General features: G+C 38.9%; 29 protein-coding genes. 20 read left to right on the top strand and 9 right to left on the bottom strand.

Annotation, left to right across the window (positions count from 1 at the left end):
* Positions 1–759 precede the first annotated feature (759 nt).
* The 5 genes from FD16_RS06880 to FD16_RS06860 all read left to right on the top strand — a co-directional run bounded on the left by FD16_RS06880 (position 760) and on the right by FD16_RS06860 (position 5,148).
* Positions 760–1,320, top strand: a complete 561-nt coding sequence (locus FD16_RS06880; RefSeq protein ID WP_010622699.1) for a hypothetical protein — start codon at positions 760–762, stop codon at positions 1,318–1,320.
* 341 nt (positions 1,321–1,661) lie between these two features.
* A complete protein-coding gene (locus FD16_RS06875) occupies positions 1,662–2,303 on the top strand; it encodes a histidine phosphatase family protein (RefSeq protein WP_010622700.1) in 642 nt (213 codons plus the stop codon).
* Between the two features lie 238 nt (positions 2,304–2,541).
* The gene (locus tag FD16_RS06870; RefSeq protein WP_010622701.1) at positions 2,542–2,967 is read left to right on the top strand and encodes a MarR family winged helix-turn-helix transcriptional regulator; all 426 of its coding nucleotides are present in this window, start codon (positions 2,542–2,544) and stop codon (positions 2,965–2,967) included.
* Positions 2,967–3,665: a YczE/YyaS/YitT family protein gene (locus FD16_RS06865; RefSeq protein ID WP_010622702.1), complete on the top strand. Its 699-nt coding sequence runs from the start codon at positions 2,967–2,969 to the stop codon at positions 3,663–3,665. Before FD16_RS06870 ends, FD16_RS06865 begins: the two co-directional genes overlap by 1 nt.
* Before the next feature lie 286 nt (positions 3,666–3,951).
* Entirely contained in the window at positions 3,952–5,148 is a 1,197-nt protein-coding gene (locus FD16_RS06860) for an MFS transporter (RefSeq protein ID WP_010622703.1), read from the top strand.
* Between the two features lie 300 nt (positions 5,149–5,448).
* On the opposite strand, the gene FD16_RS06855 is transcribed toward FD16_RS06860, so the two are convergent.
* On the bottom strand, positions 5,449–6,465 hold the full coding sequence (locus FD16_RS06855) for an aldo/keto reductase (RefSeq protein WP_010622704.1): 1,017 nt from the start codon (positions 6,463–6,465) through the stop codon (positions 5,449–5,451).
* A 119-nt stretch (positions 6,466–6,584) separates the two neighbouring features.
* Positions 6,585–7,244, bottom strand: a complete 660-nt coding sequence (locus FD16_RS06850; RefSeq protein WP_010622705.1) for a phosphatase — start codon at positions 7,242–7,244, stop codon at positions 6,585–6,587.
* A 228-nt stretch (positions 7,245–7,472) separates the two neighbouring features.
* On the opposite strand from FD16_RS06850, the gene FD16_RS06845 reads away from it, so the two are divergent.
* From FD16_RS06845 to FD16_RS13025, 3 genes are all read left to right on the top strand, one after another.
* Positions 7,473–8,201 (top strand): M57 family metalloprotease, encoded by a 729-nt coding sequence (locus tag FD16_RS06845; RefSeq protein WP_029508411.1) that lies wholly within the window; start codon positions 7,473–7,475, stop codon positions 8,199–8,201.
* Between the two features lie 21 nt (positions 8,202–8,222).
* The gene (locus FD16_RS06840) at positions 8,223–8,483 is read left to right on the top strand and encodes a hypothetical protein (RefSeq protein ID WP_010622707.1); all 261 of its coding nucleotides are present in this window, start codon (positions 8,223–8,225) and stop codon (positions 8,481–8,483) included.
* Positions 8,484–8,554: 71 nt separating this feature from the next.
* Positions 8,555–8,695 carry a hypothetical protein gene (locus FD16_RS13025; RefSeq protein ID WP_164478691.1) on the top strand — a complete coding sequence of 47 codons (141 nt, stop codon included), beginning with the start codon at positions 8,555–8,557 and terminating at the stop codon, positions 8,693–8,695.
* 178 nt (positions 8,696–8,873) lie between these two features.
* On the opposite strand, the gene FD16_RS06835 is transcribed toward FD16_RS13025, so the two are convergent.
* Entirely contained in the window at positions 8,874–9,317 is a 444-nt protein-coding gene (locus FD16_RS06835) for a MerR family transcriptional regulator (RefSeq protein WP_010622708.1), read from the bottom strand.
* Between the two features lie 152 nt (positions 9,318–9,469).
* Between FD16_RS06835 and FD16_RS06830 the strand changes: the two genes are divergently transcribed.
* Together FD16_RS06830 and FD16_RS06825 are read left to right on the top strand one after the other, a co-directional pair.
* Positions 9,470–10,423, top strand: coding sequence for an aldo/keto reductase (locus tag FD16_RS06830; RefSeq protein ID WP_010622709.1), 954 nt, complete (start codon positions 9,470–9,472; stop codon positions 10,421–10,423).
* Positions 10,424–10,594: 171 nt separating this feature from the next.
* A complete protein-coding gene (locus tag FD16_RS06825) occupies positions 10,595–11,554 on the top strand; it encodes a zinc-binding dehydrogenase (protein WP_010622710.1) in 960 nt (319 codons plus the stop codon).
* A gap of 96 nt (positions 11,555–11,650) precedes the next feature.
* On the opposite strand, the gene FD16_RS06820 is transcribed toward FD16_RS06825, so the two are convergent.
* Entirely contained in the window at positions 11,651–12,487 is an 837-nt protein-coding gene (locus FD16_RS06820; RefSeq protein WP_010622711.1) for an aldo/keto reductase, read from the bottom strand.
* A 258-nt stretch (positions 12,488–12,745) separates the two neighbouring features.
* On the opposite strand from FD16_RS06820, the gene FD16_RS06815 reads away from it, so the two are divergent.
* Both FD16_RS06815 and FD16_RS06810 read left to right on the top strand, forming a co-directional pair.
* Positions 12,746–13,711 carry a ketopantoate reductase family protein gene (locus FD16_RS06815; RefSeq protein ID WP_010622712.1) on the top strand — a complete coding sequence of 322 codons (966 nt, stop codon included), beginning with the start codon at positions 12,746–12,748 and terminating at the stop codon, positions 13,709–13,711.
* A gap of 330 nt (positions 13,712–14,041) precedes the next feature.
* Complete coding sequence (locus tag FD16_RS06810) at positions 14,042–15,529, top strand: glycoside-pentoside-hexuronide (GPH):cation symporter (protein WP_010622713.1); 1,488 nt, start codon at positions 14,042–14,044, stop codon at positions 15,527–15,529.
* Positions 15,530–15,667: 138 nt separating this feature from the next.
* On the opposite strand, the gene FD16_RS06805 is transcribed toward FD16_RS06810, so the two are convergent.
* Positions 15,668–16,786 carry an ROK family transcriptional regulator gene (locus tag FD16_RS06805; protein ID WP_010622714.1) on the bottom strand — a complete coding sequence of 373 codons (1,119 nt, stop codon included), beginning with the start codon at positions 16,784–16,786 and terminating at the stop codon, positions 15,668–15,670.
* 226 nt (positions 16,787–17,012) lie between these two features.
* On the opposite strand from FD16_RS06805, the gene FD16_RS06800 reads away from it, so the two are divergent.
* The 5 genes from FD16_RS06800 to FD16_RS06785 all read left to right on the top strand — a co-directional run bounded on the left by FD16_RS06800 (position 17,013) and on the right by FD16_RS06785 (position 20,969).
* Positions 17,013–17,789: an SDR family oxidoreductase gene (locus FD16_RS06800; RefSeq protein ID WP_010622715.1), complete on the top strand. Its 777-nt coding sequence runs from the start codon at positions 17,013–17,015 to the stop codon at positions 17,787–17,789.
* Between the two features lie 44 nt (positions 17,790–17,833).
* Positions 17,834–19,375: an FGGY-family carbohydrate kinase gene (locus FD16_RS06795; protein WP_010622716.1), complete on the top strand. Its 1,542-nt coding sequence runs from the start codon at positions 17,834–17,836 to the stop codon at positions 19,373–19,375.
* A gap of 89 nt (positions 19,376–19,464) precedes the next feature.
* Positions 19,465–20,079 (top strand): HAD-IIB family hydrolase, encoded by a 615-nt coding sequence (locus FD16_RS06790; RefSeq protein ID WP_010622717.1) that lies wholly within the window; start codon positions 19,465–19,467, stop codon positions 20,077–20,079.
* Positions 19,994–20,281, top strand: coding sequence for an HAD family hydrolase (locus tag FD16_RS13140; protein WP_081479637.1), 288 nt, complete (start codon positions 19,994–19,996; stop codon positions 20,279–20,281). The genes FD16_RS06790 and FD16_RS13140 overlap by 86 nt, the downstream gene beginning before the upstream one ends.
* Before the next feature lie 73 nt (positions 20,282–20,354).
* A complete protein-coding gene (locus FD16_RS06785; RefSeq protein WP_010622719.1) occupies positions 20,355–20,969 on the top strand; it encodes a sugar O-acetyltransferase in 615 nt (204 codons plus the stop codon).
* 169 nt (positions 20,970–21,138) lie between these two features.
* On the opposite strand, the gene FD16_RS06780 is transcribed toward FD16_RS06785, so the two are convergent.
* Entirely contained in the window at positions 21,139–21,564 is a 426-nt protein-coding gene (locus FD16_RS06780; protein WP_010622720.1) for a peptide deformylase, read from the bottom strand.
* Between the two features lie 91 nt (positions 21,565–21,655).
* Here FD16_RS06780 and FD16_RS12760 point away from each other — a divergent pair, with 91 nt between their 5' ends.
* Together FD16_RS12760 and FD16_RS06775 are read left to right on the top strand one after the other, a co-directional pair.
* Positions 21,656–21,820, top strand: coding sequence for a hypothetical protein (locus FD16_RS12760; RefSeq protein ID WP_155804387.1), 165 nt, complete (start codon positions 21,656–21,658; stop codon positions 21,818–21,820).
* Positions 21,821–21,862: 42 nt separating this feature from the next.
* On the top strand, positions 21,863–22,186 hold the full coding sequence (locus tag FD16_RS06775; protein ID WP_010622721.1) for a DMT family transporter: 324 nt from the start codon (positions 21,863–21,865) through the stop codon (positions 22,184–22,186).
* A gap of 143 nt (positions 22,187–22,329) precedes the next feature.
* Here the strand turns inward: FD16_RS06775 and rpsN are convergent, their stop codons facing one another.
* The 3 genes from rpsN to FD16_RS06760 form a co-directional block, all read right to left on the bottom strand.
* Complete coding sequence (gene rpsN, locus FD16_RS06770) at positions 22,330–22,599, bottom strand: 30S ribosomal protein S14 (protein WP_010622722.1); 270 nt, start codon at positions 22,597–22,599, stop codon at positions 22,330–22,332.
* 169 nt (positions 22,600–22,768) lie between these two features.
* A complete protein-coding gene (locus FD16_RS06765) occupies positions 22,769–23,095 on the bottom strand; it encodes an AzlD domain-containing protein (protein WP_010622723.1) in 327 nt (108 codons plus the stop codon).
* Positions 23,082–23,789 (bottom strand): AzlC family ABC transporter permease, encoded by a 708-nt coding sequence (locus tag FD16_RS06760; protein WP_010622724.1) that lies wholly within the window; start codon positions 23,787–23,789, stop codon positions 23,082–23,084. Before FD16_RS06760 ends, FD16_RS06765 begins: the two co-directional genes overlap by 14 nt.
* 177 nt (positions 23,790–23,966) lie before the next feature.
* Here FD16_RS06760 and FD16_RS06755 point away from each other — a divergent pair, with 177 nt between their 5' ends.
* Positions 23,967–24,689 carry a DUF554 domain-containing protein gene (locus FD16_RS06755; protein WP_010622725.1) on the top strand — a complete coding sequence of 241 codons (723 nt, stop codon included), beginning with the start codon at positions 23,967–23,969 and terminating at the stop codon, positions 24,687–24,689.
* Positions 24,690–24,754: the final 65 nt, after the last annotated feature.

Below are 24,754 nucleotides of genomic sequence, written 5' to 3'. Positions count from 1 at the left end.
TCCTCTTACAAACGTAAATAAACAGACTAACCATAATAATAGAGATAAAAACGATAACCGATTTGGGCCGGTTATCGTTTTTTTACATAACTTGTATTCAAGAAAATAAGATCTGCTTGATTAATTTCACTAATAAATTAATTAAAAACAAAATGATAATTGGCATGATGATAAGCAAGAAAGCAATTACATAGATGATGCTTGGAATACACACAAACGTTTGAGTATTGATAAAACATTTCATTTTAAGTATAAACAGGCCTAAAATTGAATAACTAATATATTAGTTATGGGAAAAACATTTCATTTGTCAATTTGTTTTGAGTATCGTGTACCATCATACATTAATTTGTAATATATCAAGCTACATAAGGATTCATCAATTGTTATTTAGAAAGCGTTTTCTTAAAATTGAAACCGATTTCGATAAAAAGTACACTTTGTGAATTATATCTTTATATCAGTTAATTGTTTGAAACAACAAACCACAAACTCTTAATTAATAGGAATTATCACTAATAACATCACTGAACTTGTGAAAAAAGTTTTCAAAAACTTGTATACAAGGATCAAGAATGGTGCTATAGTATTCATCCGTAAGAGAGCGATAGCTTTGAACCAGTAATTGAGATGATCTTCGCCATCATCCTAGGCAAGGTGATGATCACAAAAAACCACAAATTCTTAGTTTGCTCGGATGTTTGTTGTTTTCTGGTTTGATAAATTAAAAAATGTGATTGGTATAAGGAGAATTAAAAAATGAATGTAAAGAATGTTTTGTTAACAACTGCTGCTGTAAGTTTTGGAATTTTGGGATTGGCCGGAACAGCTAATGCGTCATCATTTAGTGATGCAGCTGCATCTGTTCAGACTGAAACTGCTGCCGGTGTTACTGCACAAGCAAGTAACACTAAGAAGATTACATTCAAGAAGATTGCTGACAATGCTGCACAGGCACAATTGGCAAATGCCCAAGTTGCTACAGCACAAGCAGTTAAGACGAACTCAAAGTTTGCTTCAGCATTTACCGATGTTGAAACTTCAAGTGCTCGTGTTGACACTAGTGAAGCAGCCGCATCAAAGTCAAAGACTAGTTTCCTCACAGCATATGCTGATGCACAAACAGCAACTGCCCGTGTTGCAGGTGCCGAAGCTAAGACTTCCGCATCAAATCATGGTGAAGGTTTCTTAAAGGCATTCGCTGACGTTGAGACTTCAAGTGCACGTGTTGCTACACAACAAGCAAGCGGCAAGTCATCATTGCATGATGTATTGACAGCATATGCTTCAGCATCAACTGGAACACAAGCTGCTGAATAATATAGAGTGAAAAAGGAGTCGTTAAGGCTCAGTTATGTAAGGCAAAAGGACAGTTATCCGGGGTTGGGATAGCTGTCCTTTTGCCTTACATTGCAGAGTCTGACTCCTTTTTCACGTTTCCGCTAGAATGCAGATGAGGTTAAAGTTATCAGGGTTTGGGATAGCTGTCCTTTTGTCTTACATTGCAGAGCCTGACTCCTTTTTTGAGTTTTAAGAACGAAAATAATTAGATAAGTAAAATCATTGTTACGCAACTATTATTTTCAAATCCGTGTACGACTGCAACAAATTTAGGTAGAATAGATTTAGATATAATCGAGCAGTTCTACGGGAGGACAATCATGACAAAATTATTTTTCGTACGTCACGGCGAAACATTGTTTAACATAATGAAAAAAATGCAGGGCTGGGCGGATTCACCTCTGACTGAAAAGGGTTGGGCGGATGCTAAAAGTGCTGGTAAGTTATTAGCTGATGTTCAGTTTGACGCAGTTTATTCATCAGATCTTCTACGCGCAATGAATACGGCTAAAGAAATTATTCGAGAAAATCATTATCTGGGTGATGAATCAGTTATTACGGATTCAAATTTTAGAGAAGTATTTTTTGGTTCATTTGAAGGACTTGGTCGTAAAGAAAGCTGGGAAAAGACTGGTGCTCCTCACGGTTATCATAACAAAATTGAAATTCTCAGAGCAACTGATGCAAAAACTGCTCGTAATTGGATGAAAGATGCTGATCCAATGGGAATGGCCGAGAATAATGATGAAGTTTGGCGACGAATTAACGACGGACTTGAGCCGTTTGAAACTACGGAAAATCAAAATATTTTGATTGTATCTCATGGAACATTAATCAGAACAATGGCAACAAAGTTTGAAAATTGGGATCCATTAGATGTAGACGCACCAGACAACGGCAGTTATACGACATTTGTATTTCGTGACGGACAGTGGCGTGTGGACGAATACAATATAAGATAACGGAGTAGATGGAATAGTTTTTGTGCATTAACGGAATAAATATGGTAATCCCTGGTTTGGGGGTTACCATATTTATTTGGTTAAGCACAGAAACCTCGTCTACGGACCTGTACTAGACAAGATTGTCAGACAAAGAATTCAAAATAAATGAAAACTAAGATTTGACAAATCACTAAAAAAAGAATTTAACGGAAAAAGTCCACTACTTTTAAATATACAAGAGAAAAGAGAAAACTTGATGACTACATATCGATTTGATCAACGTATTGCTGAAATTTATCGTCATTCGAAGGAATACCAAAAGCGTCAAATTGCGGGGTTCGATATTCGTGCAGCACAAAGTGACGTTCTGTTGTTTATAAATGACCATCCACGATTAACACAGCTAAAGATTGCCAAAGCAATGGCTCTTGATCCAAGCTTACTGGCTAAGGATTTAAAAATGCTAGCCAATAAAGGTTGGATAAAACGAGAGGTTTTGCCATCTGACCGACGGGCACGTGTTATTACAATGACTGCGAGTGGAACTGAATTAGTTGTTAAATTGCACGAAAATATGGATGAGTGGTGGGATCGGTTATTTAAAAATAACCCAGAAATCGATCAAGCTGTTTTGGCTAGGGAGCTTGATAAAGTCTATCAAGGATTGGAGGAATCAAATTGATGTTAAAAAAATTGGGGATACTAGGCGTAATTAAACACTACGCTTGCCTTATATTTGGTATTGCTCTAATGGGCGCCAGCGTTGCATTGGCTAAGATTGCGTTACTGGGAACTTCACCAATTTCAAGTGTGCCAAATGTATTGAGTGAGGTTAGTAATTTAACGATTGGCCAGTGGACAATTATTTTTAACTTTTTACTTGTTGTGCTGGAATGGATTGTTTTGAGACATAATTTTACTTTTTTGAATGTTGTTCAGTTATTACCGTCAATGTTGTTTGGAGCACTGATCGATTGGTTCGTTAAACTATTTAGTTTTATAAAGTTGCCAAATTATGGTGTTCAGATTGGTTTAACTTTATTAAGTATAGTTTTACTAGCAACTGGCGTATTTTTCGAAGTTAACTCTCGTACAATTATGATGGCAGGTGAAGGGATCTCATTTGCTTTTGCTTATGTTTTGCGGATCGCATTTTCTAGAATGAAAGTGCGTAGTGATATTACGATGGTAATTGGAGCAGTGATTATTGGTCTATTGTTCAGTCATCAGTTAATAGGTGTACGTGAGGGAACTGTGTTATCGGCACTATTATCGGGACGAATAGTTGGATTCATTGAATTACACATGCCCAGACTGACACATTGGGTTCGCGATGACCAGGATAATACACCTAATCAACCCGCAATGGCGGACCGTTAATCTCAATCCGGCATATACTAGATGGTGAATCGGACACTGGTTTGCAATTAAATAATCGTTTTATGATTGTAAGCTTGCTACTAAGAAATTTTCCCCACATACCAGTCGAATTTATGAAATTAATTTAACTGATTAGTGGAATTACAGTGAAATGATAGAAAGTCACCAATACTTGTCGAAGATAGTTTATAATTGATACTTATATAATCAAAAAACGTGAATGACAGTCGTCGTCCACGTTTTTGATTAATAAATTTAGCTATAGATATGAGAAAGAGTGTTTAAAGTGACCAAGCAAAAGAAGACAACAATTGGGTTATTATTAGCGGTAATTGCAACAGGTGCATTAATGCGAGCACCAATTACTACATTGCCACTAGTCTTGAAACAACTGGCAGATAGTCTGCATGTGTCACAAGGCAGTCTTGGCATTTTAACCACACTACCGTTAGTAATGTTTCTAATTTTCTCAAATTTTGCCTCAATTCCGTTGGCTAGAATTGGTATTAAAAAATCAATGGGAATTTCTATCTTGCTACTACTACTCGGTTCGATTATCCGTGCAATTGTCACAATGCCAACGATGCTAATTGGGACAATTCTCATCGGTATCGGAATTGCCCATTTGAATGTATATATGCCATCATTTATTAAAGCATACTTTCCCGATCGAATTGATGTATATACCACACTTTATTCGTTTTCGATGAACCTCGGCAGCGGTGCATTTAACCTGATCACTGCTCCTGTTGTAAACGGTTTTGGCTGGCGCTCAATTCTTATGATTTTAGCAGTTGCTCCTGCACTAGTGATGGCAATTTGGTTGTTTGCTAGCAGTGGACTTCAGGAGAAACTAAAGATCAGTCGAAATAAGCAAATTAACCGTTCCAAAAAGGGTCAAAGTATTTGGACCAATACTAAGGCGTGGCCTTTTTTAATAACATTTGGTTGTCAGTCATTATTAAACTATACGCTAGCCGCCTGGTTTCCTGTACTGATGGCGTACCATCATTTAAATCCAGGTAGTATTGGCATTATCGTGGCCGTTTATTCTTTGATGGGAATACCCGTCTACCTAGTTATGCCAAGGCTGTTAATTCAATTAGGTAGAATGGGTACTTCAGTCATTATTTTTCTTGGTGGCCTTTGTGGCCTTATTGCCGGTGGTATGTTGTTTTTCCAAGGAACGTCATCGTTTGTGTTTTGGATGACCGAAAGTGTATTGATTGGATTGTCGATTAGTTTCTTTTTTATTTACGCAACGACCATGTTTGGCGTAAAAACTAACGATCCAATGACGACTGCCAGGCTGTCTGGGATGGCTCAATCCGGTGGCTACTTTTTGGCAGCCCTTGGTCCATCTGCATATGGACTTGCATTTAAAATAAATCCGATTGGCATTACACAAAACGTTGCTTATTTAATGATTATTATAGTTGCCGTTATCGCAGCTTTGTTGGTGGCTCGAACGGACAAAGTTTAGGGATTTTGATGATTTTGGGGCGGTTCCGCACTCTGTCTTTTGAAACGTGCTGCAGTCCACTGAGACTTAAAGAATAAGGGACTTATACAAATCAATCGCCCAACCCGCGATTAATCCGCATAAGTCCCTTATTCTACAGTCTCAACCCGTGGACTTCCGCACTCTGATTTCTGAAACGTGCTACAGTCCCACTGAGACCTAACATGTAAGGACACTATGCAAATCAATCGCAAGCCCGCGATCAATTCACATAGTGCCCTTACATATCGGTCTCAACCCGTGGGACTTCCGCACTCTGTCTTAGTGTTTGCCCCAACTGATCTCACCCTGTCCTGCAAGAATTTGATCTATTTGATCTAGTTCTTCATTTGTGAAATTTAAGTTGTTTAATGCGTGTACGTTATCTACTAACTGCTCTGGCCTGCTGGCACCTACCAGTACCGTTGCAATTGCCGGTTGTCTTAGATTCCATGCCAGCGCCATTTCTGCAAGAGTTTGGCCTCGTTTGGTTGCTAGATCATTTAGTTTGGCTACCGTTTTCAGTGTTTGATCAACTTGGGTTTCTTGCAGAAACGGACTAGTTGATTTGTTGGCCCTTGAGTTTTCTGGAATGCCATGGAGATATTTATTGGTTAACAATCCTTGAGATAATGAACTAAATCCAACTGCTGCTTTACCATTTTTTGTTAACACTGGAAATAGGTCACTTTCAACATCACGATTAAACATGTTGTAGCGCGGTTGGTGAATTAAAAATGGGGTTCCTAACTTATTGAATTCGTTCGTAATTGCTTGCGTTTGCTTGCCATTATAATTTGAAATCCCGACATAGAGAGTTTTGCCTTCACGAACAAGCTGGTCAAGAGCTGCTGCGGTTTCTTGAACAGGCGTGTCTGGATCTGGGCGGTGGGTATAAAATACATCTACATAGTCTAGTCCTAATCTTTTCAAGCTTTGATTTGCACTAGCGATGATACTCTTTCGAGATCCCCAATCTCCATACGGTCCCGGCCACATTTCGTATCCAGCCTTGGTTGCAATAAACATTTCATCACGATATGATTTCATGTCGCCAGCCATAATTCTGCCAAAATTAATCTCGGCACTACCAGGCTCAGGGCCGTAATTATTTGCTAAATCGTAGTAGGTGATACCAAGGTCAAAGGCCTGATGAATAATTGCCTTTTGGTTTTCGTAGGCGTCTACACTACCAAAATTGTGCCATAATCCTAGGCCAATGGCTGACAGTTGAATACCACTGTTACCAACACGGTTATAGACCATCTGATCATACCGTTCTTGTTTTGCTTGATACATAAATAGTTACTCCTCTCAAAATGGAATCGCTTCAAAGCTTATGATTCTAATGTACCACTTTGCTTATACCGTTGGTTAGGACAAATTAAAATGATGTTGATTAATGAAAGCAGGGCAGTCTAGTTGTAATCCGAATTTCTGAAAATTCTTGATCGTCCTAACGTGCCAAACCACTTTAGATAAGACCATTCTGAAAATTGTCCCCAGATATAACACAGAAGGATACTGCCAACCATATCAAATGAATAATTTTCAAACATTTTGATTCGTGCCACCATGACAATTAGACAAATGAGGATCATGAGAAACATGATTAACCACTTCTGCCAATTTTTTGTGATCCAAGGAAAAACGGCAACCCAGATGATAAAGCAAATCAACATGATGGCAAACAGATGATGGCTCGGGAAACCACTACTTACTAATTTAGAAGAGTGTCCGGCTGGTCGAGTTCTCGAAACCCACTTAGCGATGATCGTAAATACCAATTGACCAACAAAATAAGTTGCAAGTGCCCAGGTTGCAATTAGTTTATGTTTAAATCCCCATAGCAAAAACCAAATAATTACTGCGTAAATTCCACATACAACGGGATTACTAAGGGCTGAAAAAACATGACTGAAGACGCCAGCGTGACTGGCGGTCAACTTTGATTGGATCGAAGTATCAATTAAAGCTAAGAGGTAAGAGTTGTACTTGATAAGTGCGATTACAATTAGAAACAGTAGTCCAGCAATCGTGATGTTAAGCCAACGATCACGGTTAAACGAAACATACATGTCGAATACCTCCTAAGTATGTATTACTGATTTTTATTTTACCGCTGTTGTACGTCAAAATCATAACAATTGGAAAGACCAATTAGATTTCGAGACATTTATGATGAAAAATTGGATTATTTTGTTTTGTTGAAGGAATGGTTAAGATTGCGTCATGATTGGGTCTAAATAGATGACCGTTACTACTATTTTGGTTAAAATGCAGGATATAAAGGCGAGGAAAAATGTATGAGACATAAATCTTGGATAATTTGGATATTGTTTGGACTTGTGATTGGTGGAATGTACTCTAATACTGACTTAGAGGCCGTACCAACCAATATTTATGCTAAAGTTCAAAAATATGTTTCTGAGTTCAAAAGCGCTACTGATGGTAATTCAAGCAAAAAGGCATCGGAGTCTAGTAGTAGTGAAAGTGCCACTAGCTCATCGACGTCTAGTTCAAACTCTACTAGTACTAGTTCAAGTGAGAATGCGACGCCAATTGAATCAAACGTAGCCGGTAAAACATTAAGCAATACTTATTACTACCATTTTGATAAGAACGTGCCTCAATCAGTTAGAGAGGTATTTAAAAAGGCAATTGCCACCTATAACGCGACTGGCCTAGTTCATCTGGTTGCAGGACAGGGTACTGCCAAACAAAATCAAATTAAAATTTTTGTGTACCATAAGCAAATCGATCAGTCTCAAACTAATGAGGTCGAATTAGGCCATGGTGGGCCAACGGTGATTGAACAGACTGGTTGGGGCGCCTATACTGCAAACCATGCTGAAGCCGGATTAAACATTACTTATACAGAATCAATTAAACAATCCGTTGCAACTCATGAGTTGGGCCACGCATTGGGACTTGCCCATAGCACTTTGACTAGTTCAGTTATGTATCCAATTGATCAAGGGCACACGGTATTAACAACGGAAGATATTAACGCATTGCGTCAGATATATGGATAAATGAGAAAGGGAGCACTGACAATGAGTTCACTATTACTGCCAATTGCTATGACCCAAGGAGCTAAACTTGGAATCGGCGTCGGCGTTTTAATTTTTGTTTTACTATTCATCAAACTAATTATTGGTTTTATCAAATTTTGTTTTCGTCACCCAATTATTTTTATTTTGTTATTAGTTTGCGGTGGCTTGGGATTGGCATTTAACGTGATGTTAGCGGGTGTAATTATAGTTGCTGTTTTGGGTGGCGGAATTGTTGCGTTTATTTTCGGTAATTTTAATTAAAAAAATTATGCGTACGTATTTACCAAATCGATGAAAGCTATTACAATTATGTACAAAGGTGGTGAACTCTGGTGAAAAAGAAGTTTACAACAACGCTAGATGATAAGCTGATCAAACGTCTTAAAATCGATGCCGTTGAAAATAACACCACGGTAGCTGATATTTTAGAACATCTAATCAGACAATATCTATTAGAAGAAAATGCTAAATAAGGAAATCAGGCTATTTGGTTTTATTTTTGACGATATCTTAAACAGAAAATTGAATTGAAATACCAATTAATGGGACCTTGATACTAAACAGGGTCCTTTTTTGGACCAGAAGGCACAAAAAATCTGTAAGACACTATATTGGTCGTTACAGATTAACTTGCACATTTAATTTGTAAATTTAGATAACTTTTGAATCTGTTTGCTTGATTCGGATTGGTGATCCTGGTATTTCACAGTCTCCCTCGACTGCAGCTTCGGTTCCCGCTTTGCAAGCGGCAGTGAAATAACGAACCTTGAAGTCCAATTTTTCCAGTCGCTTGTTTGCAGCAGCAATTTGCCTTTTTACCGCTGCTTTTTGTTGTTTAAATAATTCCAAGCGTTGGTCAAGTGTGGCATCACCTTCCACTGTCATTTCAACAAAATCTTTGATTTCACTTAGTGTCATGCCAGTGTCTTTGAGACACGAAATTAATCCGATAAAATCCATATCATCTTGACTAAACATCCTTCTGCCTGATGATGATCGTTGAACGAATGGCATTAATCCTTGTTTATCATAAAAACGTAGTGTGTATTCTGAAATGCCAGTTTGATCAGCAACTTCACCGATTGAGTATGCCATGATTTTCCTCCTCGATCTAAAACTTATCTCAAATAATACCACACATTAACGGGTATAAGTTGACTTAGACAGTGGTCTAAGTTTTATAATTGACCTATGTTGTAAAGGCTATCATTTTACGACCTAAATTAATTAGAAATGGGGAGTATGTTATGAAGACAATTAAGCTTGGTAATAGTGAGTTAACGGCTTCAAATGTTGCATTGGGAATTATGCGCATGGATCAGTTAACAGTGAAGCAGGCTGCTGAGGTATTAACAACTGCAAAAGAAGCTGGTATTACTTATATTGATTCAGCTGATATCTACGGTGAGGGAGAATCTGAAAAACGGTTTAGTGCTGCGATGAAAGAAGCAGGATTTACACGGGATGACTTTTTGATTCAGTCAAAAGGTGGCATTATTGTTGATCCAACCAGGAGTGAAGGTGGCGTGGTATTTGGCAGTCGTTATGATTTTTCAAAGCAACACTTGCTGGAGGCCGTTGATGGCATTTTGACGCGACTAAACATTGATTATTTGGATTCATTCTTGCTCCATCGTCCAGATCCGTTAATGGAAGTTGATGAAATTGCCGAAGCTTTTGATGAGTTGCAAACTAGCGGCAAGGTACGCCATTTTGGGGTATCAAACTTTAATCCTCAACAAATTGAATTGGTCCAAAGTGCTGTCCATCAACGTTTGATGTTTGATCAGTTACAATTTGGATTAATGCATACTGGAATGATTGATCTTGGCATGCACACTAACATGGCTGATGACGACAGTGTCGATCATAATGGTGGACTACTAGAATATGCTCAGCGTAAGGGGATGACCGTCCAGGCATGGTCACCATACCAATACGGAATGTTTGAAGGACCATTCATTGATAATCCAAAATTCCCTGAATTGAACGAAGAATTACAAAAAGTTGCTGATGCGAAGGGTGTTACCAAAAACGCAATTGCAACAGCTTGGATTCTTCGTCACCCTGCCAAAATTCAAGTAATTTTAGGTAGCATGAATCCACAGCACATTAAAGAAAGTGCTGCAGGATCTGGTGTAGAGTTAACCAAGCAGGAATGGTACGACCTGTACTTTAAGGCGGGACATATCCTACCATAATCGAAGCTAGTAAGATGTACATGGAGACACCGTGATGATTGAATGTCTGTTTGAGGCAGTTGATCAGCATAGTGTCTCTTTTTACAGTTATAATGAAAAAGGTAAAACCAATTCTGTTATACTAGCCACAAATTCACTTAAAACGGTCAAAAAAGTAGGGAGATAGTTTCAATGAAGGCAATTGTTGTTAGCCATCCAGGTGGCCCTGAAGTTCTCGAATATCGTGAAGTGCCAACCCCAACAGTTAAAGAGGGTTGGACGCTAATGAAGGTTCACGGGTTTGGCATTAATCATTCAGAGATATTTACTAGGCGTGGAGATTCACCATCGGTTCATTTTCCGAGAATTTTAGGCATTGAGGCTGTGGGCGAAGTTGCAGAAACTTCAGCGCCATCTTTGTTCCACCAGGGTCAAAAGATTATTTCAATTATGGGTGAAATGGGACGTGATTTTGATGGTGGATATGCTGAATATGCATTGCTACCAAATACTCAGATATATCCTGTCACGACAAATTTATCTTGGGAAGAACTAGCAGCTGTTCCAGAAACCTATCAGACGGCTTATGGTATCGTGACTGCATTACAGTTGAAAAAAGATGATAAAGTACTTATTAGAGCCGCCACCAGCGGTGTTGGTCAGGCCTGCTTAAAATTAATCAAGGCAATTGAACCAGCCTCATTTGTCACTGGCACGACCAGATCAGACAAAAAGAGACATCAGCTCATCGACGCCGGCTTTGATGATGCTTTAGTTGCGAATGAAGTTCTACCCGGCGACCGCAAGTTTGATAAAATTGTGGAACTGGTTGGTCCAGCAACCTTACGTGATTCGTTAAAACATGTGGCTCCCTTTGGAATTGTTAACATGACTGGAGAGCTTGGTGATAAATGGACGGTCGATGATTTTGATCCAGTTTACGATGTCCCCAATTACGCTTACCTGACAGGATTTCAATCGGGACTAACTAGTACTGAAGAGTTACAAGAAATGATTGATTTGATTGAAAAAAATCATATTGATGTCAAACCAGAAAAGGTATTTAAATTAGCAGAAACCGCCAAAGCCCACGAATATTTGGAAGGGCAACAAAGTTTTGGCAAAGTGGTCGTAATGAATAGTGAAGAATAAGATTTGAACGAAGGTTAATATTATTTGGCTTTTGTTTCAGTTTATCTAGCCTAAATGTGCCTTATATCCTGGGAGCAGAGCGTCATTTGTTGCACTCTAAATAACTTTTAATGGCTCCTTGTGGTTTGGGGCAGGAAAGGCAGTATCAATAATAGACAATTCGTCGGGAGACCATTCAATATTCATTGCATCAATATTATTTTGAATGTGATCAACGGAGCTTGCTTTTGGAATCGCCAAAATATTGTTTTGTCTTAAAATCCATGACAAAATAAGTTGGTGAATTGTCACTTTTTTATCATGGGCAAGTTGAGAGATTATGGATGGAATTTGAATCTCGTTACCGTTGCCTGAACCAAAAGGAGAATAAGCAATGGTGGCAATGTTGTGGGTACGATGGTATGGTAACAAGTCATATTCAGTGCCACGAGTGGCCACGTTGTACAATATTTCGTTAGCTGATATGTCCTCAAAATAGTGATTTGCGGACGCAGCATTCAAATCTCGAACATCAAAATTAGATACACCAAATTGTTTTATTAATCCATCTTGTTGAAGACCATGAAGAGCTGATAGTGTTTCTTCAATTGGTGTGTCTCCGGGCCAATGCAGAAGATAGAGATCTAAATAGTCGGTACCTAAGCGTTGCAGACTCGCAGTGAGTGATGCCTTCATATTGTCCTTATCAGCGTGCCAAGGGTAGAACTTGGAAATCAAAAAAAGACTTGAACGATCATATTGTGTAATAGCCCGACCAACTAATTGTTCAGCTGCACCATCGCCGTACATTTCGGCGGTATCAATCACGTTAATTCCGCGATTAATGCCATATTGAAGGGCGTTAATTTCTTGATCACTTCTAATATTGTTACCCTCGCCAAGGTACCAAGTGCCCATACCCAAATTTTTAACTATATCTTGTCCAATTTTCATTTAAAACAGCCTCCCATTTCAAATTTCGTATTACTAATTGGTTCAATTCTAGCAGTATCGATAAATCAATGTTAGTAAAAACATTTAATAATTTAATTGAATTCTAATCTTATATAACTAAAGATAGATAAAAATCATATAGTTAACTGATTTATGTCTATAATCTTCCACAAAGGTTGACTTTATCCAACATTATGAGTAAATTATTAGCGACTTATTATAATATTTTAATTGGTCATTACTTTAGGAGGTATGATGATGAAATTTGCTGTGATTGGTTCCGGCGCAATGGGATTACGCTATGGAATTTTACTTCAAGACGCAGGTAATCAGGTTGATTTTATTGATGGTTGGGAAGATAACGTTGAAAAAATCCGTGAACAAGGCGGTGCAATGGTATCACGCGATCACGAGAATACACACCTGGTACCAATCAATATATATTACCCTGAAGAGTATCAGGGAGATCCAGATTGCTACATATTCTTCACTAAGCAAATGCAATTGGCAGATATGCTTGATCGTTGTTCACATTTCTTTAAGCCAAATCAGTATGCCTTTACTTGCATGAATGGAATGGGACATATTGAAAAATTAGCCCAGTATTTTAAGCCAGACAAGCTGATTGCTGGTACTGCGCTGGTTGCAACTGTACTCAACGGGCCTGGGGATGTCGATTTTATTGGCAAACGTGGTGCAGGTTCAATGAACCTTGCTAACTATACTGAGAAACCTGACGAGTTCACTCACCAGTTAGTTGATGAACTCGAAAAGGCACAGTTTCATCCAACACTGACAACCAATTTCATGGGAACTCTGTTGGCGAAGGTAGTTTTTAACTCAGTTGTTAATACAATTTGCACAATGTTTGAAATGACAATGGGTGAGTACGCCGCATACGATGGTGCGGAAGACATGGCTCGTCAACTAATTGATGAAGCTTACGATGTTTGTGAACGTGATGGAGTAAAGCTTATCAATACTCGTCAAGACGAAGTGGCTAGTATTATGCACGTCAGCAAAGGAGCCATGCCTCTTCACTATCCGTCTATGTACCAGGATATGCATAACTATCGACCAACAGAAGTTGACTTTATCAATGGATACTTAGTTAAAATTGGTCGTCAGCATCACTATAATGCCAGTACGCATGCTTTCTTAACGCATGAGGTCCACTTGGCAGAACTAGGTAAACAACGCGAATTAAAGCAAAAACAAGCTTAATGACATAGTTCAATGAAAACTGGGGTTGAAAATCGATCCCAGTTTTTTTGTTGTTAATTTAGAACTGTTAGTTATATAAAATTAATGAAAAAAGATCACAAAAAGAGCTAAAAGTGAATTAATTTTGGTAATTGGTAACTTCCTGAGATACTATTAAAACACCAATTCGGCTAATTATTGGGTGATTGGAATAGTTGTGAATTTAAAAATTAATAAATAACTCATTGCAAATGAAACCGTTTACAGATATAATTACTTATGCAAAATGCTTTTATTAAATGTCTTTACAAAATTGCTTTCAATTTTAAATCTATGAGTGGGGTGTGCAAGATGAGGAAATATTTGGCATATGCGTTTGGGACGTTTGGTCATGATGCGTTCTACAACACAATGAGTATTTATTTTATGATGTTTATTACTAGCCAACTGTTTACCAGCGGTGCTAGTGCAAAGATGGTAGGTATGGTTACTGCTATTATTGTTATCATTCGTGTCGGTGAAATCATGTTTGACCCAATGATCGGTGGGGTTGTTGATAACACCAATACTAGATGGGGGAAGTTCAGGCCCTGGATCTTAATTGGATCTGTGGTTGCCTCGATCGGATTATTGTTCCTGTTTTCTGACTACTTTGGTTTGGCATTAAACAACCCAACAATGTATTTGGTTGCTTTAGCCGTTTCATTCTTAGTCATTGATGTTTTCTATTCATTTAGTGATATTGCCATCTGGTCACTACTACCAGCTGTTAGTCTTGATAGTAAAGTTAGAACTAGATTTGGTACCGCTTCCAGAATTGGGTCTACTTTAGGAGCACAAATTGTAATCGTTATCATTTCTCCAGCAATCATGTTTTTCTCACATCTGATTTCTAAAGTACCATTCGGACAAGAGACTCGTGCTGGTTGGACTGGATATGTCGCAATTGTTGCTATTTTATGTACGGGTGGTGCAATTATTGCCTGCATGAATTTGAAGGAACAACATAACTTAATTCGTTCAAACGTTAAGCATACGACAGTTACTGACATTTTCCGTGCTATTGGTCGTAACAGCCAACTTCTCTGGATTGCGGCATCTTACTTCTTGTTTGCATTTAGTTATGTTGTTACTAACTCTCTGTTACTTTACTACTTCACTTACCGTCTGGGTAATGCCGGTGCATATACTTGGGTTGGTGTGATCACTTGTATCTTAGGTGTTATTTCTGTTTCATTGTTCCCAGCTCTTGAAATGTTGATCAAGCGCAAGGCTATCTACATTGGCGGAATTGCCTTCATGCTGATTGGCTACGTTATCTTCTTATTTGCTGGTCAAAGTTTGCCAATGGTTCTAGTGGCCGTTGCATTCTACTTCTTCCCATACCCATTGATCTTCTTAGCAACATTAATGACTATCACTGATAGTGTTGAGTATGGTCAATTGATTAATGGAACACGTAATGAATCGGTTACTTTATCTGTTCGTCCTTTGATTGATAAATTAGCTGGTGCAGCTTCAAATGGGATCGTCGGTATTGTTGCGGTTGCTGCTGGTATGACTGGTAGTGCCAAGCCATCAGATATCACTGCACACGGAATTTTTGAATTCAACACGTTTATGTTCTACATTCCCATTGTGCTCCTGGTGATCGCCGCATTTATCTTCTTTGCCAAGGTTAACTTAACTGAAAAGCGTCATGCTGAAATTGTTAAGGAACTGGAAGCACGTTTGGAAAAAAAAGAAGTGAACGTTGATGAAACTGGTTCAGTTGAACAAAGTGAAAACAACGATTCAAACTACAATACGAATGATTTAGGTATGAACGAAACTCGATAGATCTATAAAAAAAGTCTCTGGAACTCACAGAGGCTTTTTATATTGGGATATGTTTAACAAAAAAACACTTAGCAATTATTGGTGAAACCAATTAATTGCTAAGTTTTTTTGGAATTCTTTAAATCACGAGTTAATGTGTTAGATTTCTTCGATTCTTGCTTCAATTCCGGGAATAGCAGCGCCAATTGCCACCGCATGATCAACGACATGACCTAGTCTGAGATATTCTTCATCTTCAGGAAATACTGAGTAATCCTTCAGATATTTTTTAATCACGTTCATTGTCTCCACGTTCATGTATTTAGTGAGTTGACCAGCAATTACAATTGGGATGTCCACAAACATATGCAGGTTGTAAATTGATTCTGCTAATAATTTTAAATATTTATGGAAACGATCAACGATTTCAGTTTTGCTGTGCTGTAATTCGGTAAAGAAACTAGATAACGTTTCGTTTGGCTTCAGTAACGAGCTGAGCGAACAGTACGTTTCAATGCATCCTTTGCGACCACAGTAACAAACTCTGCCGTTAACAGAATCAAGTGTGATATGTTCCATTGTGCCATCCCGACCACTGGGGCTCTTTAAAATACTCCCATTAATGATAATCGCGGTCCCAAGGTGCTCGCCAATTGACATGAAGATTCCATCCATTGCATGGTAAGCATTTTCTGCAACTGCGACACAGTCGGCGTCATGGAAGAATGTCACTGGAAACGGTAAAAACTGACTAAAATTAGAAGCTTTCATACCAGTGCTATCTAAAATCTTGCCATATAAGATGGTTGTGCCATCATTTGAAATTAATCCTTGGATGCCAATTCCCACACCAATAAATTGTTCTGATTTGTATCCCTTATTCTGAATTAAAATCAGTAATTGCTGGCTTAGTGATTGGGAGTAGTGAAGATCATTTGAAAAAGGTAAATTCACCGTGTGAACAGCCAAAACTTCATGACGCAGATTAAGAATAGTGACTGTTGAGTAATTTCTAAAAATCTCAACCCCCAAGCTTAGTGAAACATTGGGTTCAATTGAGTAGGCGGTTGCCCGTCTACCAATTGTTGATTTAAGCTGACCATTTTTGATTATTAAGCCTCGATCGAGCAACTTCTGCAGGTTAGAGCTGACAGTCGGTAAGCTAAGATCAAGGGAATCAGCGATATCTTGCTTTGATAATTTTTCGTTCTTATAAAGCAAATGGTAGATGTTGGAATAGTTAGAATGCTGAATTGATTGCATATTACTAGAGCTCATCGATGTCCCTCCTTAAGGTTTTGATAAGGCTAGTTTATCACAGTTGACTTCTGTAAAGTAGTTTTTAAAAAAGAAAAAACAGAAAAAATGAAAACGTATTCAAAAAAGTGTTGACATTCTGAAACGGTGGCGTTATGCTTATATCGAATTAAAGAAAGTCGTTTTATAAAACATCATTATAAATTAATAAAGCGGCCTTAATATAACTTTTTAGGAGGAACATATCATGGGTGTTTTAGATCGTATGCGCTTAGACGGTAAGGCCATTTACGTTACCGGTGGTGCTCAAGGTTTAGGTAAAGCAATGGCAACAGGGTTGGCTGAAGCAGGTGCCGATATTGCTATCGTTGATATTAATGGAGATAAGGCACAAGCAACTGCTGAAGAAATTGCCAAGGCTACTGGTCAAAAAGTAATTTCAGTTGCTACCGATGTTACTGATCCAGATGCTGTTGAAAACATGGTCAGCACAGTTGTTGATCAATTAGGTGGTTTGGATGCTGCCTTTAACAACGCCGGCATGTGCTTGAACATTCCTGCAGAAGAGATGTCATACAAAGACTGGCTGAAGGTTGTTAACTTAAACTTGAACTCAGTATTCCTTTGCTCAACCGCTGCTGGACGTTACATGTTAAAGCAAGGTCACGGTTCAATTATCAACACCGCTTCAATGTCAGCACACATTGTTAACCGTCCACAACCACAATGTTCATACAATGCTACTAAGAATGGTGTTATTCAACTTTCGAAGTCATTAGCCATTGAATGGGCAAAGCGTGGCGTTCGTGTTAACACTATGAGTCCTGGTTACATGGGTACTGATTTGACTCTCAGTTCACCAGATCTGAAGCCATTGATCAAGACTTGGAACGACTGGGCTCCACTTGGTCGTTTAGGCAAGCCAGAAGAATTACAGGGTATGGCTGTTTACTTGGCCGGTGATACCAGCAGCTTCTCAACTGGTGACGATTACCTTGTTGATGGTGCCTTCACTGCATGGTAGACACAATCTAACCATTAAATGTTTGTAGAAGAGGAGAAACGATCATGAACTATTTAATCGGAACTGATATTGGAACGTCAGGTACAAAAAGTATTCTGATGGATACAAACGGCAAGTTGATTGCCCAAGATTTGGAAGAATATGATGTACTTACACCAAAGCCTCTATGGGCTGAACAATGGCCTGAGGTGTGGCTCAAGGGCGCTAAAGAATCGATTAGAAGCGTGGTTCAAAAGAGCGGCGTTAACCCTGATGATATCAAGGGTGTCGGTATTAGCGGTCTGTATGGTGGTTCTGGCATTCCAGTTGACAAAGATATGAATCCTGTCCGTCCTGACTTGATCTGGATGGACCGTCGGGCAGCTGAAGAAACCGAGTGGGTTAAGGAAAATGTCGATTTAGATCGACTTTCTGAAATCACCGGTAACGACGTTGTTGATCCGTACTATGGCTACACAAAGGTGCTCTGGGTTAAAAACCATGAACCAGAAAACTGGAAGAAGACAAAGCTGTTCTTACCACCGAACAACTATGTTATCTACAAGTTGACTGGTGAAGTGTCAATTGACTATTCTGCTGCTGGTAACATTGGTGGATTCTACGATATCAATACTGGAACATGGTCTAAAGAAATGATGGACGCGATGGGCGTTCCAGTTGATAAGATGCCACAAAAATTTGTTGATGCAACAGAAATTGCCGGTCGAATTTCTAGTGAAGCTGCTAGTGATCTTGGCCTTAAAGAAGGAACACCCGTTATTGCCGGAGGTGTTGATGTTGGTGCTGCTAACATTGGCATGGGCGTTTTGGAACCTGGTCGTTATGTTGCAGCCATTGGTTCATCGATGAATGCCGCTTTGGTTAGTGAAAAGCCAATTAAAGGCAAGGGATTGATCGTTTGGCCATATCCTTATAAGTCACGTGACTTAGTCTATAACTTTAGTGGTTCTGCCACTGCTGGTGCTATTACTAAGTGGTTTAGAGATAACTTTGGTGATGCTGAAGTTGCCGTACAAAACCATGGTGGCAAAGATGCCTATGTAACACTCGGTGAAGAATCTAAAGATGTGCCGGCCGGAAGTCGTGGATTGGTTGTCTTACCATACTTCATGGGCGAACGTGCTCCAGTTTGGAATTCAGATGCAAAGGGAATGATATTTGGGCTGTCCCTTGTACACACTAAAGCTGATATTTTCCACGCATTTGAAGAAGCTGTCTGCTACGCATTGCGTCATAGTATCGAAAGCACTGGTCGCGATCTTGGAGATTACATCGTCATTGCTGGTGGTGTAACTCATTCGGCACAATGGGTTCAAATGTTCGCTGATGTCACTGGTTATGCAGTTCGCACACCAGTTGACGATGCCGAAGCTAATTTAGGTGACGTTATGTTAGCTGGATTAGCAACTGACACACTTTCAATTGATGAAGTTCAGAAGTGGCAAGTACTTGGTGACAAGGTTGAACCACGTGCTGAACAACATGAAACTTACAACAAGTATTACAAACTTTACCGGAACCTGTATAATGACTTAGGTGACGACATGCATAACCTGTCATTGATTTCTGGTATTGAAGAATCTTAAAATAACAAATGTAGTTAATAGATTTACAATGCAGAAGCGGGACAGCACAGGGCTGTCTCGCTTTTAATGTTAATAGGAGGATCTATTCAATGTACAAAATGATTACTTGTGATTTGGATGAAACCCTGCTTCGTAAAGATGGTAGTGTTTCCCAAGAAAATATTGATGCAATTGCTCGTGCTGGGCGGCAAGGAGTGAAGTTCGTACCAAACACAGGCAGAAGTTTTTGGTCAATTCAGCCGTTGCTCGAAACACTCAAACTAGCCAATCTGGCCAACGAATATGTGATTTCGTACAATGGAGGAGCAGTTGTTGAAAATAAAGATCACAAGGTAATCATCAGCAACGAAATGCCATTTGAAGAAGCAACCAAGGTCTTCTCCATCTTCCAAACATTTGATGACATTGATGTGCACATCTATTTGATGAATGATCTTTATATTTATCATCCGCGTCATGACGATGAGAAATATTTAAAGACACGTGGTGTAAGCTTTAAAGAGTTAACTGCGGACAATTTGTCACAATTTCGACAAGATAAAATAATGAAGATTATTGCAATGCATCCCGATGAGACTGTGCAGCACAGAATGTACGATCGGGTGAAGAAAGCCTTTGATGATAACATTAATTGCACTTATTCTTCAGGACAGTACCTGGAGGTTAACCACGCAGGGAGTAGACAAGGGAACGGCAACTATTGAATTAGGTCGTAAACTAGGCATTGATGCACGCGAGATTATTGCAATCGGTGACAATGGGAACGACCTACCGATGCTGATGAAAGTTGGTATGCCAGTGGTAGTGAATAATGGCATTGAAGATGTTAAAAAAGTGGCAAAACTCGTGACGGATCAAGACTATGAATCTGGGGTGGCAGAAGCCATCAATAAACTTATCCCTTAATAATTACTTGTTGTTTTGTGGTAGAATGACTGGTGATTACGACATGATGACAAATATTTAAGGGGTAATTTTGATGAAAGATAAACCAGAAAGTCCTAAAGATCCAGAAGCATTGTCCAAAGTTGATATCTTTGAACGCGTTAAGCGTGGGGATTGGTACCAGTACAGCCATGAACCCAAAATGCAAAAGATCGTTCGTCATAGCGCCCAAATGGTCCAGTCAATTAACGATGTTGCTAAAACGAATATTGATGAAGCTGACGAGATGGTCGATGAATTTCTACCACACGCTGATTCAAGTGTGCAACTATACTATCCAATTGGCACAATTGAGCACCCTGAAACGCTATTTATCGACGAAGGAACATTCTTTAACTACAACCTACAAGTTTTAAGTGCGGGAAAAGTCACGATTGGCAAGCACTGTTTATTTGGCCCGAATTGCCAGATATATACTCCAAACCATGATCCCTATAATGTCGATTTAAGGAGAGTGGGTTGGCAGTATGATCGGCCAATAACGATTGGCAACGATTGCTGGTTTGGCGGTTCAGTGATTGTATTACCTAATGTTACGATTGGTGACAATGTGGTAGTAGGTGCTGGTAGCGTTGTAACTAAGGATTTACCTAGTAATGTAATTGCGGCTGGAAATCCGGCTCGAATTATTAGGAGAACTCAAAAATAGAGTGCGGAGCCAAGTGCTTAGGCATTGTAAAATAACGAGGAAAATGACAAACCGTTCAAAGATCAAACGATTTATCATTTTCCTCGTTATTTTATGGATGCCTGCTTGGCGTAGCACATTTCGGCAAAATTGCAGTAAAGAGACAATTTTTTAAGTGATCTTTCTATTTTTATAGACTAAACGTGCAAATTAGCACCCCATCACAATGATCCACCTCATGTTGAATAATCTGTGCAATAAAATCCGTAAACTGTTGCGTGTGTGGTTTAAACTGCTGATCTAAGTATTTAACTGTGATTGAGTGGTATCTGGTGACGGTCCGTTGTCCATCAAGTGAGAGACAGCCTTCACTTTTGGGTGAAGGTCCAATTTTCTTAGTGATTTTTGGATTGATCATTGCAACCGGCATAATGCCCATTTGAACGACGATAATTCGTTTGGTTTGGCCAATCATGTTAGCGGCCATTCCAACGCATTCTTCTTGATGTGCCTTCAGTGTATCTAACAGATCTGTCACAATTTGCAGATCCATTGGTGTGGCGTCAACTGATTTAGTAGATAAAATAGCCTGGTCACGGTTAATTGGTTGAATCATGACAATGCTCCTTTGAAATTAATAGTGGTCATAGTATAGCATTAATTGGGCTGTTAATCTGTTATGATGATAGATGAAACGGGGGATAACGATGAAACTTCAACCAAAAGATTATGTTAACGGGACAACTACGGGAATTGCAATTGCTGTAGTATGCGGATTAGCCTTTAAAAATTGGCCGTTAGGAGTTGGTTTAGGGATAGCTGCTGCAGTAATTGAACTTGTGATTTCAACGTATGCTCACAGAGAAAAGTAGTAAGATAGAGGTATTAATTTCTGGTGAGTGGGGGCGTTTCGAGTGGGTTATTTATATTTGGGATTAGCCGTTGGCGGTGAAATCGCCGGGACCAGTTTTCTTAAGTATTCGAATGGATTTAGTAAAGTTTTGCCAAGCATTGGTGTGGTGATTGGTTACATTCTGTGTTTTTATTTTCTATCATTAGCGTTTCGTAGTATTGATTTAAGTATTGCGTATGCGATGTGGTCAGGAGTTGGCACGGTAGCCATTACTCTAATTTCAGTGTTTGCATTGCATGAATCAATCAATCTTCCCAGTATTATTGGTATTACATTAATCTTGCTGGGCAGTGTTATTCTTAACCTTTTTGGTTCAGCCCATTAATAATTTTGATTTTGTTATTACTATTTTGAAATCTAGATGAAATGTTGTTAAACGGTATATGTTGATACTTTAATGATAAATAAATAGGGTAGTACATTAATCATCGATAATGTACTACCCTATTTTTATTATTAGCCAACCGACTACCAGCTAGCTTTTTTAACACCAGGAATTTGACCTGCATGTGCATACTTTCTAAAATTCAAACGAGACATTTTAAATTTACGCATGTACCCGCGTGGACGACCATCTAACATATCACGATGGTGACTACGAACGGGGGATGCGTTCCGAGGCAACTTACTTAATGCTTCATAGTCGTGATTCTTTTTCAATTCGCGACGTAAGCTAGCATATTTTGCAATGGTTGCGTCGATCTTTTTTTCTTTAGCAATTTTTGATTTCTTAGCCATCTAATGACTCCTTTTCTGATTTATTCTTCAACTGACAAGTGTAGCAGACAATCTGGTCAGCGACCATTAATTTGTCTTATTATTTATAAGCGACTAAGTTCCGACTAGAACATTATATGCCCTTTTAGCATTAATGTAAATAGTAATTGTTACTATTTATTGGCAAAAATCACATGATCATTCGAATAACAGCCAAGGAGACAATCCCGATGATGACAATCGCCAGCAGACTTTTGGTGAGGATGGCCCCAATGATTGTCGGAATTGAGGCAAATAGGTTTTCATAGTCGATACCAGGTAAATGCCCCATTCGTTGGGTGAATAAATTTTCAAACCAGAGCGCTGCCATAATAACAATTGGCACAAATGAGAGAAATTCAATTAAAGTTGGGGAGAGTCGATATTTTTTGAGGATCACAAATGGTGAAATTCTGGATAGCCAGGTAATAATGCCGCAACCGATAATGGTAAGTAAAACAAAGTTAAAAGAAGGCATGTTTAATCACCATCCCTAATGTGCATCCGACCAATGTGACAACTAAAATTAGGATATTGCTGGGAATGAATATTAGGCCCAGGTAAACAAGTGCGCAAGTCAAAACGATTACGATTAACTGTAACAAGCGCGATAAAGATTTATCTGAAATGACTTGCAAGTACAGCAGACCCATAAACATGGCAATTAATGCAAAGTCTAGGCCGAATTTATCTGGGTTAGTAATTAAGTTACCAAGTACCGCTCCGACAACACTAGAGATGATCCATGTTCCATAGGCGATTAAATTGGCGGTATTCATCCAGGCAAATCCAAGTTGATTATCTGTGTAGTTGCGTTTGTTCATGCTTAGCGCAAAGGTCTCGTCAGTTAAAAGACTACCTATAATGACGTTTTTTAGCATCGACGACTTATTGAAATATCTCGCAACGGTGGTACTCATCAAGATCATTCTTGAATTAACCAAAAAAATTGCGAAAACAATCGATAAGATTGGACTGTGGGCTGCGAGCATACTAACGGCAACAAACTGAGCTGATCCAGCATATGTAATCACAGACATTAAAAACACTAATAGAGGGCTCATTCCTGATGCCTTAGCAACAATGCCAAATGCGATACCAATGCCAATGTATCCAAACACTGTGGGTAGTGTATCTTTAACTGCTGTTCTTGAATCCAAACGATTATCCATATTGGATTCCTCCTCATTAAAATCTCATTATGTATTCTGTCCGAAAAGACAATAAATTAATTCTATGAGCTCGGTGAATAATTGTCAATTACTACTTTGAGCTGATTACAAATCAACTTTTATATCTGATTTAATTAAGATATAATATTAAAGATTAATTAGAAAGGAGACATATTTTTGTACATAATCGGGACAGGAACTTTCGTGAACACGGGGGCTATTATTCTTGGTGGATTGATTGGCTACATCTTTCAAAGACTATTAAATCAAAAGCTGCAAACATCAATTATGCAGGCAATTGGTGTCTCCGTGATGTTTATTGGTATTGCGGGAGCATTACAGCATATTTTAGTAATTCATAACGGTCAAATTACCACGCAAGGAACTTTAATGGCCACAATCTCACTAGCACTGGGAACCTTAATTGGAGAACTGATTAATATTGATGAAAAATTTATTCGGTTGGGTAAGTGGCTACGTCTCAAAGTTGGTTCAAAGAACGATTCTCAATTTGTGGATGGATTTGTCAGTGCCACGCTAACTGTGTGTGTTGGAGCGATGGCAATTATTGGACCACTTCAGGATGCTTTATTGCATGATCCCAACATGCTTTTTACCAAAGCGGTTTTAGATGGAGTCATTGTGGCCATCTACGCTGCCGCCTTTGGCTTAGGTGCAGTTTTTAGTGCATTGCCTGTATTTGTTTTTCAGATGACAGTTACGTTACTGGCGGTTTTAATTCATCAATTTTTATCAACGTCAATGACTAACGGAATTGCATTAGTTGGATCAATGATGATTTTTTGCATTGGCGTTAATTTACTGTTTAGTACTAAAATTCGAGTGGCAAACATGTTGCCGGGGTTAGTGATTGTGGTGCTATATGTGGCGGTTGCTTGAATTTTTATCTACGCGTTGTACGCGTGCAATATAGGTGAAATGTGCTCCTCACATAAATATAGCAG

It is taken from the genome of Paucilactobacillus suebicus DSM 5007 = KCTC 3549 (assembly GCF_001434475.1).
Classification (GTDB): domain Bacteria; phylum Bacillota; class Bacilli; order Lactobacillales; family Lactobacillaceae; genus Paucilactobacillus; species Paucilactobacillus suebicus.
This window is presented reverse-complemented; position numbering and strand designations above follow the sequence as displayed.

What these genes read in the sequence shown, in the direction of transcription:
- FD16_RS06880 (WP_010622699.1), top strand. Translation starts at nt 760, where the DNA reads ATGAATGTAAAGAATGTTTTGTTAACAACTGCTGCTGTAAGTTTTGGA.
- FD16_RS06875 (WP_010622700.1), top strand. Translation starts at nt 1,662, where the DNA reads ATGACAAAATTATTTTTCGTACGTCACGGCGAAACATTGTTTAACATA.
- FD16_RS06870 (WP_010622701.1), top strand. Translation starts at nt 2,542, where the DNA reads ATGACTACATATCGATTTGATCAACGTATTGCTGAAATTTATCGTCAT.
- FD16_RS06865 (WP_010622702.1), top strand. Translation starts at nt 2,967, where the DNA reads ATGTTAAAAAAATTGGGGATACTAGGCGTAATTAAACACTACGCTTGC.
- FD16_RS06855 (WP_010622704.1), bottom strand. Translation starts at nt 6,465, where the DNA reads ATGTATCAAGCAAAACAAGAACGGTATGATCAGATGGTCTATAACCGT.
- FD16_RS06850 (WP_010622705.1), bottom strand. Translation starts at nt 7,244, where the DNA reads ATGTATGTTTCGTTTAACCGTGATCGTTGGCTTAACATCACGATTGCT.
- FD16_RS06845 (WP_029508411.1), top strand. Translation starts at nt 7,473, where the DNA reads ATGAGACATAAATCTTGGATAATTTGGATATTGTTTGGACTTGTGATT.
- FD16_RS06840 (WP_010622707.1), top strand. Translation starts at nt 8,223, where the DNA reads ATGAGTTCACTATTACTGCCAATTGCTATGACCCAAGGAGCTAAACTT.
- FD16_RS06835 (WP_010622708.1), bottom strand. Translation starts at nt 9,317, where the DNA reads ATGGCATACTCAATCGGTGAAGTTGCTGATCAAACTGGCATTTCAGAA.
- FD16_RS06830 (WP_010622709.1), top strand. Translation starts at nt 9,470, where the DNA reads ATGAAGACAATTAAGCTTGGTAATAGTGAGTTAACGGCTTCAAATGTT.
- FD16_RS06825 (WP_010622710.1), top strand. Translation starts at nt 10,595, where the DNA reads ATGAAGGCAATTGTTGTTAGCCATCCAGGTGGCCCTGAAGTTCTCGAA.
- FD16_RS06820 (WP_010622711.1), bottom strand. Translation starts at nt 12,487, where the DNA reads ATGAAAATTGGACAAGATATAGTTAAAAATTTGGGTATGGGCACTTGG.
- FD16_RS06815 (WP_010622712.1), top strand. Translation starts at nt 12,746, where the DNA reads ATGAAATTTGCTGTGATTGGTTCCGGCGCAATGGGATTACGCTATGGA.
- FD16_RS06810 (WP_010622713.1), top strand. Translation starts at nt 14,042, where the DNA reads ATGAGGAAATATTTGGCATATGCGTTTGGGACGTTTGGTCATGATGCG.
- FD16_RS06805 (WP_010622714.1), bottom strand. Translation starts at nt 16,786, where the DNA reads ATGAGCTCTAGTAATATGCAATCAATTCAGCATTCTAACTATTCCAAC.
- FD16_RS06800 (WP_010622715.1), top strand. Translation starts at nt 17,013, where the DNA reads ATGGGTGTTTTAGATCGTATGCGCTTAGACGGTAAGGCCATTTACGTT.
- FD16_RS06795 (WP_010622716.1), top strand. Translation starts at nt 17,834, where the DNA reads ATGAACTATTTAATCGGAACTGATATTGGAACGTCAGGTACAAAAAGT.
- FD16_RS06790 (WP_010622717.1), top strand. Translation starts at nt 19,465, where the DNA reads ATGTACAAAATGATTACTTGTGATTTGGATGAAACCCTGCTTCGTAAA.
- FD16_RS13140 (WP_081479637.1), top strand. Translation starts at nt 19,994, where the DNA reads ATGATAACATTAATTGCACTTATTCTTCAGGACAGTACCTGGAGGTTA.
- FD16_RS06785 (WP_010622719.1), top strand. Translation starts at nt 20,355, where the DNA reads ATGAAAGATAAACCAGAAAGTCCTAAAGATCCAGAAGCATTGTCCAAA.
- FD16_RS06780 (WP_010622720.1), bottom strand. Translation starts at nt 21,564, where the DNA reads ATGATTCAACCAATTAACCGTGACCAGGCTATTTTATCTACTAAATCA.
- FD16_RS12760 (WP_155804387.1), top strand. Translation starts at nt 21,656, where the DNA reads ATGAAACTTCAACCAAAAGATTATGTTAACGGGACAACTACGGGAATT.
- rpsN (WP_010622722.1), bottom strand. Translation starts at nt 22,599, where the DNA reads ATGGCTAAGAAATCAAAAATTGCTAAAGAAAAAAAGATCGACGCAACC.
- FD16_RS06765 (WP_010622723.1), bottom strand. Translation starts at nt 23,095, where the DNA reads ATGCCTTCTTTTAACTTTGTTTTACTTACCATTATCGGTTGCGGCATT.
- FD16_RS06760 (WP_010622724.1), bottom strand. Translation starts at nt 23,789, where the DNA reads ATGGATAATCGTTTGGATTCAAGAACAGCAGTTAAAGATACACTACCC.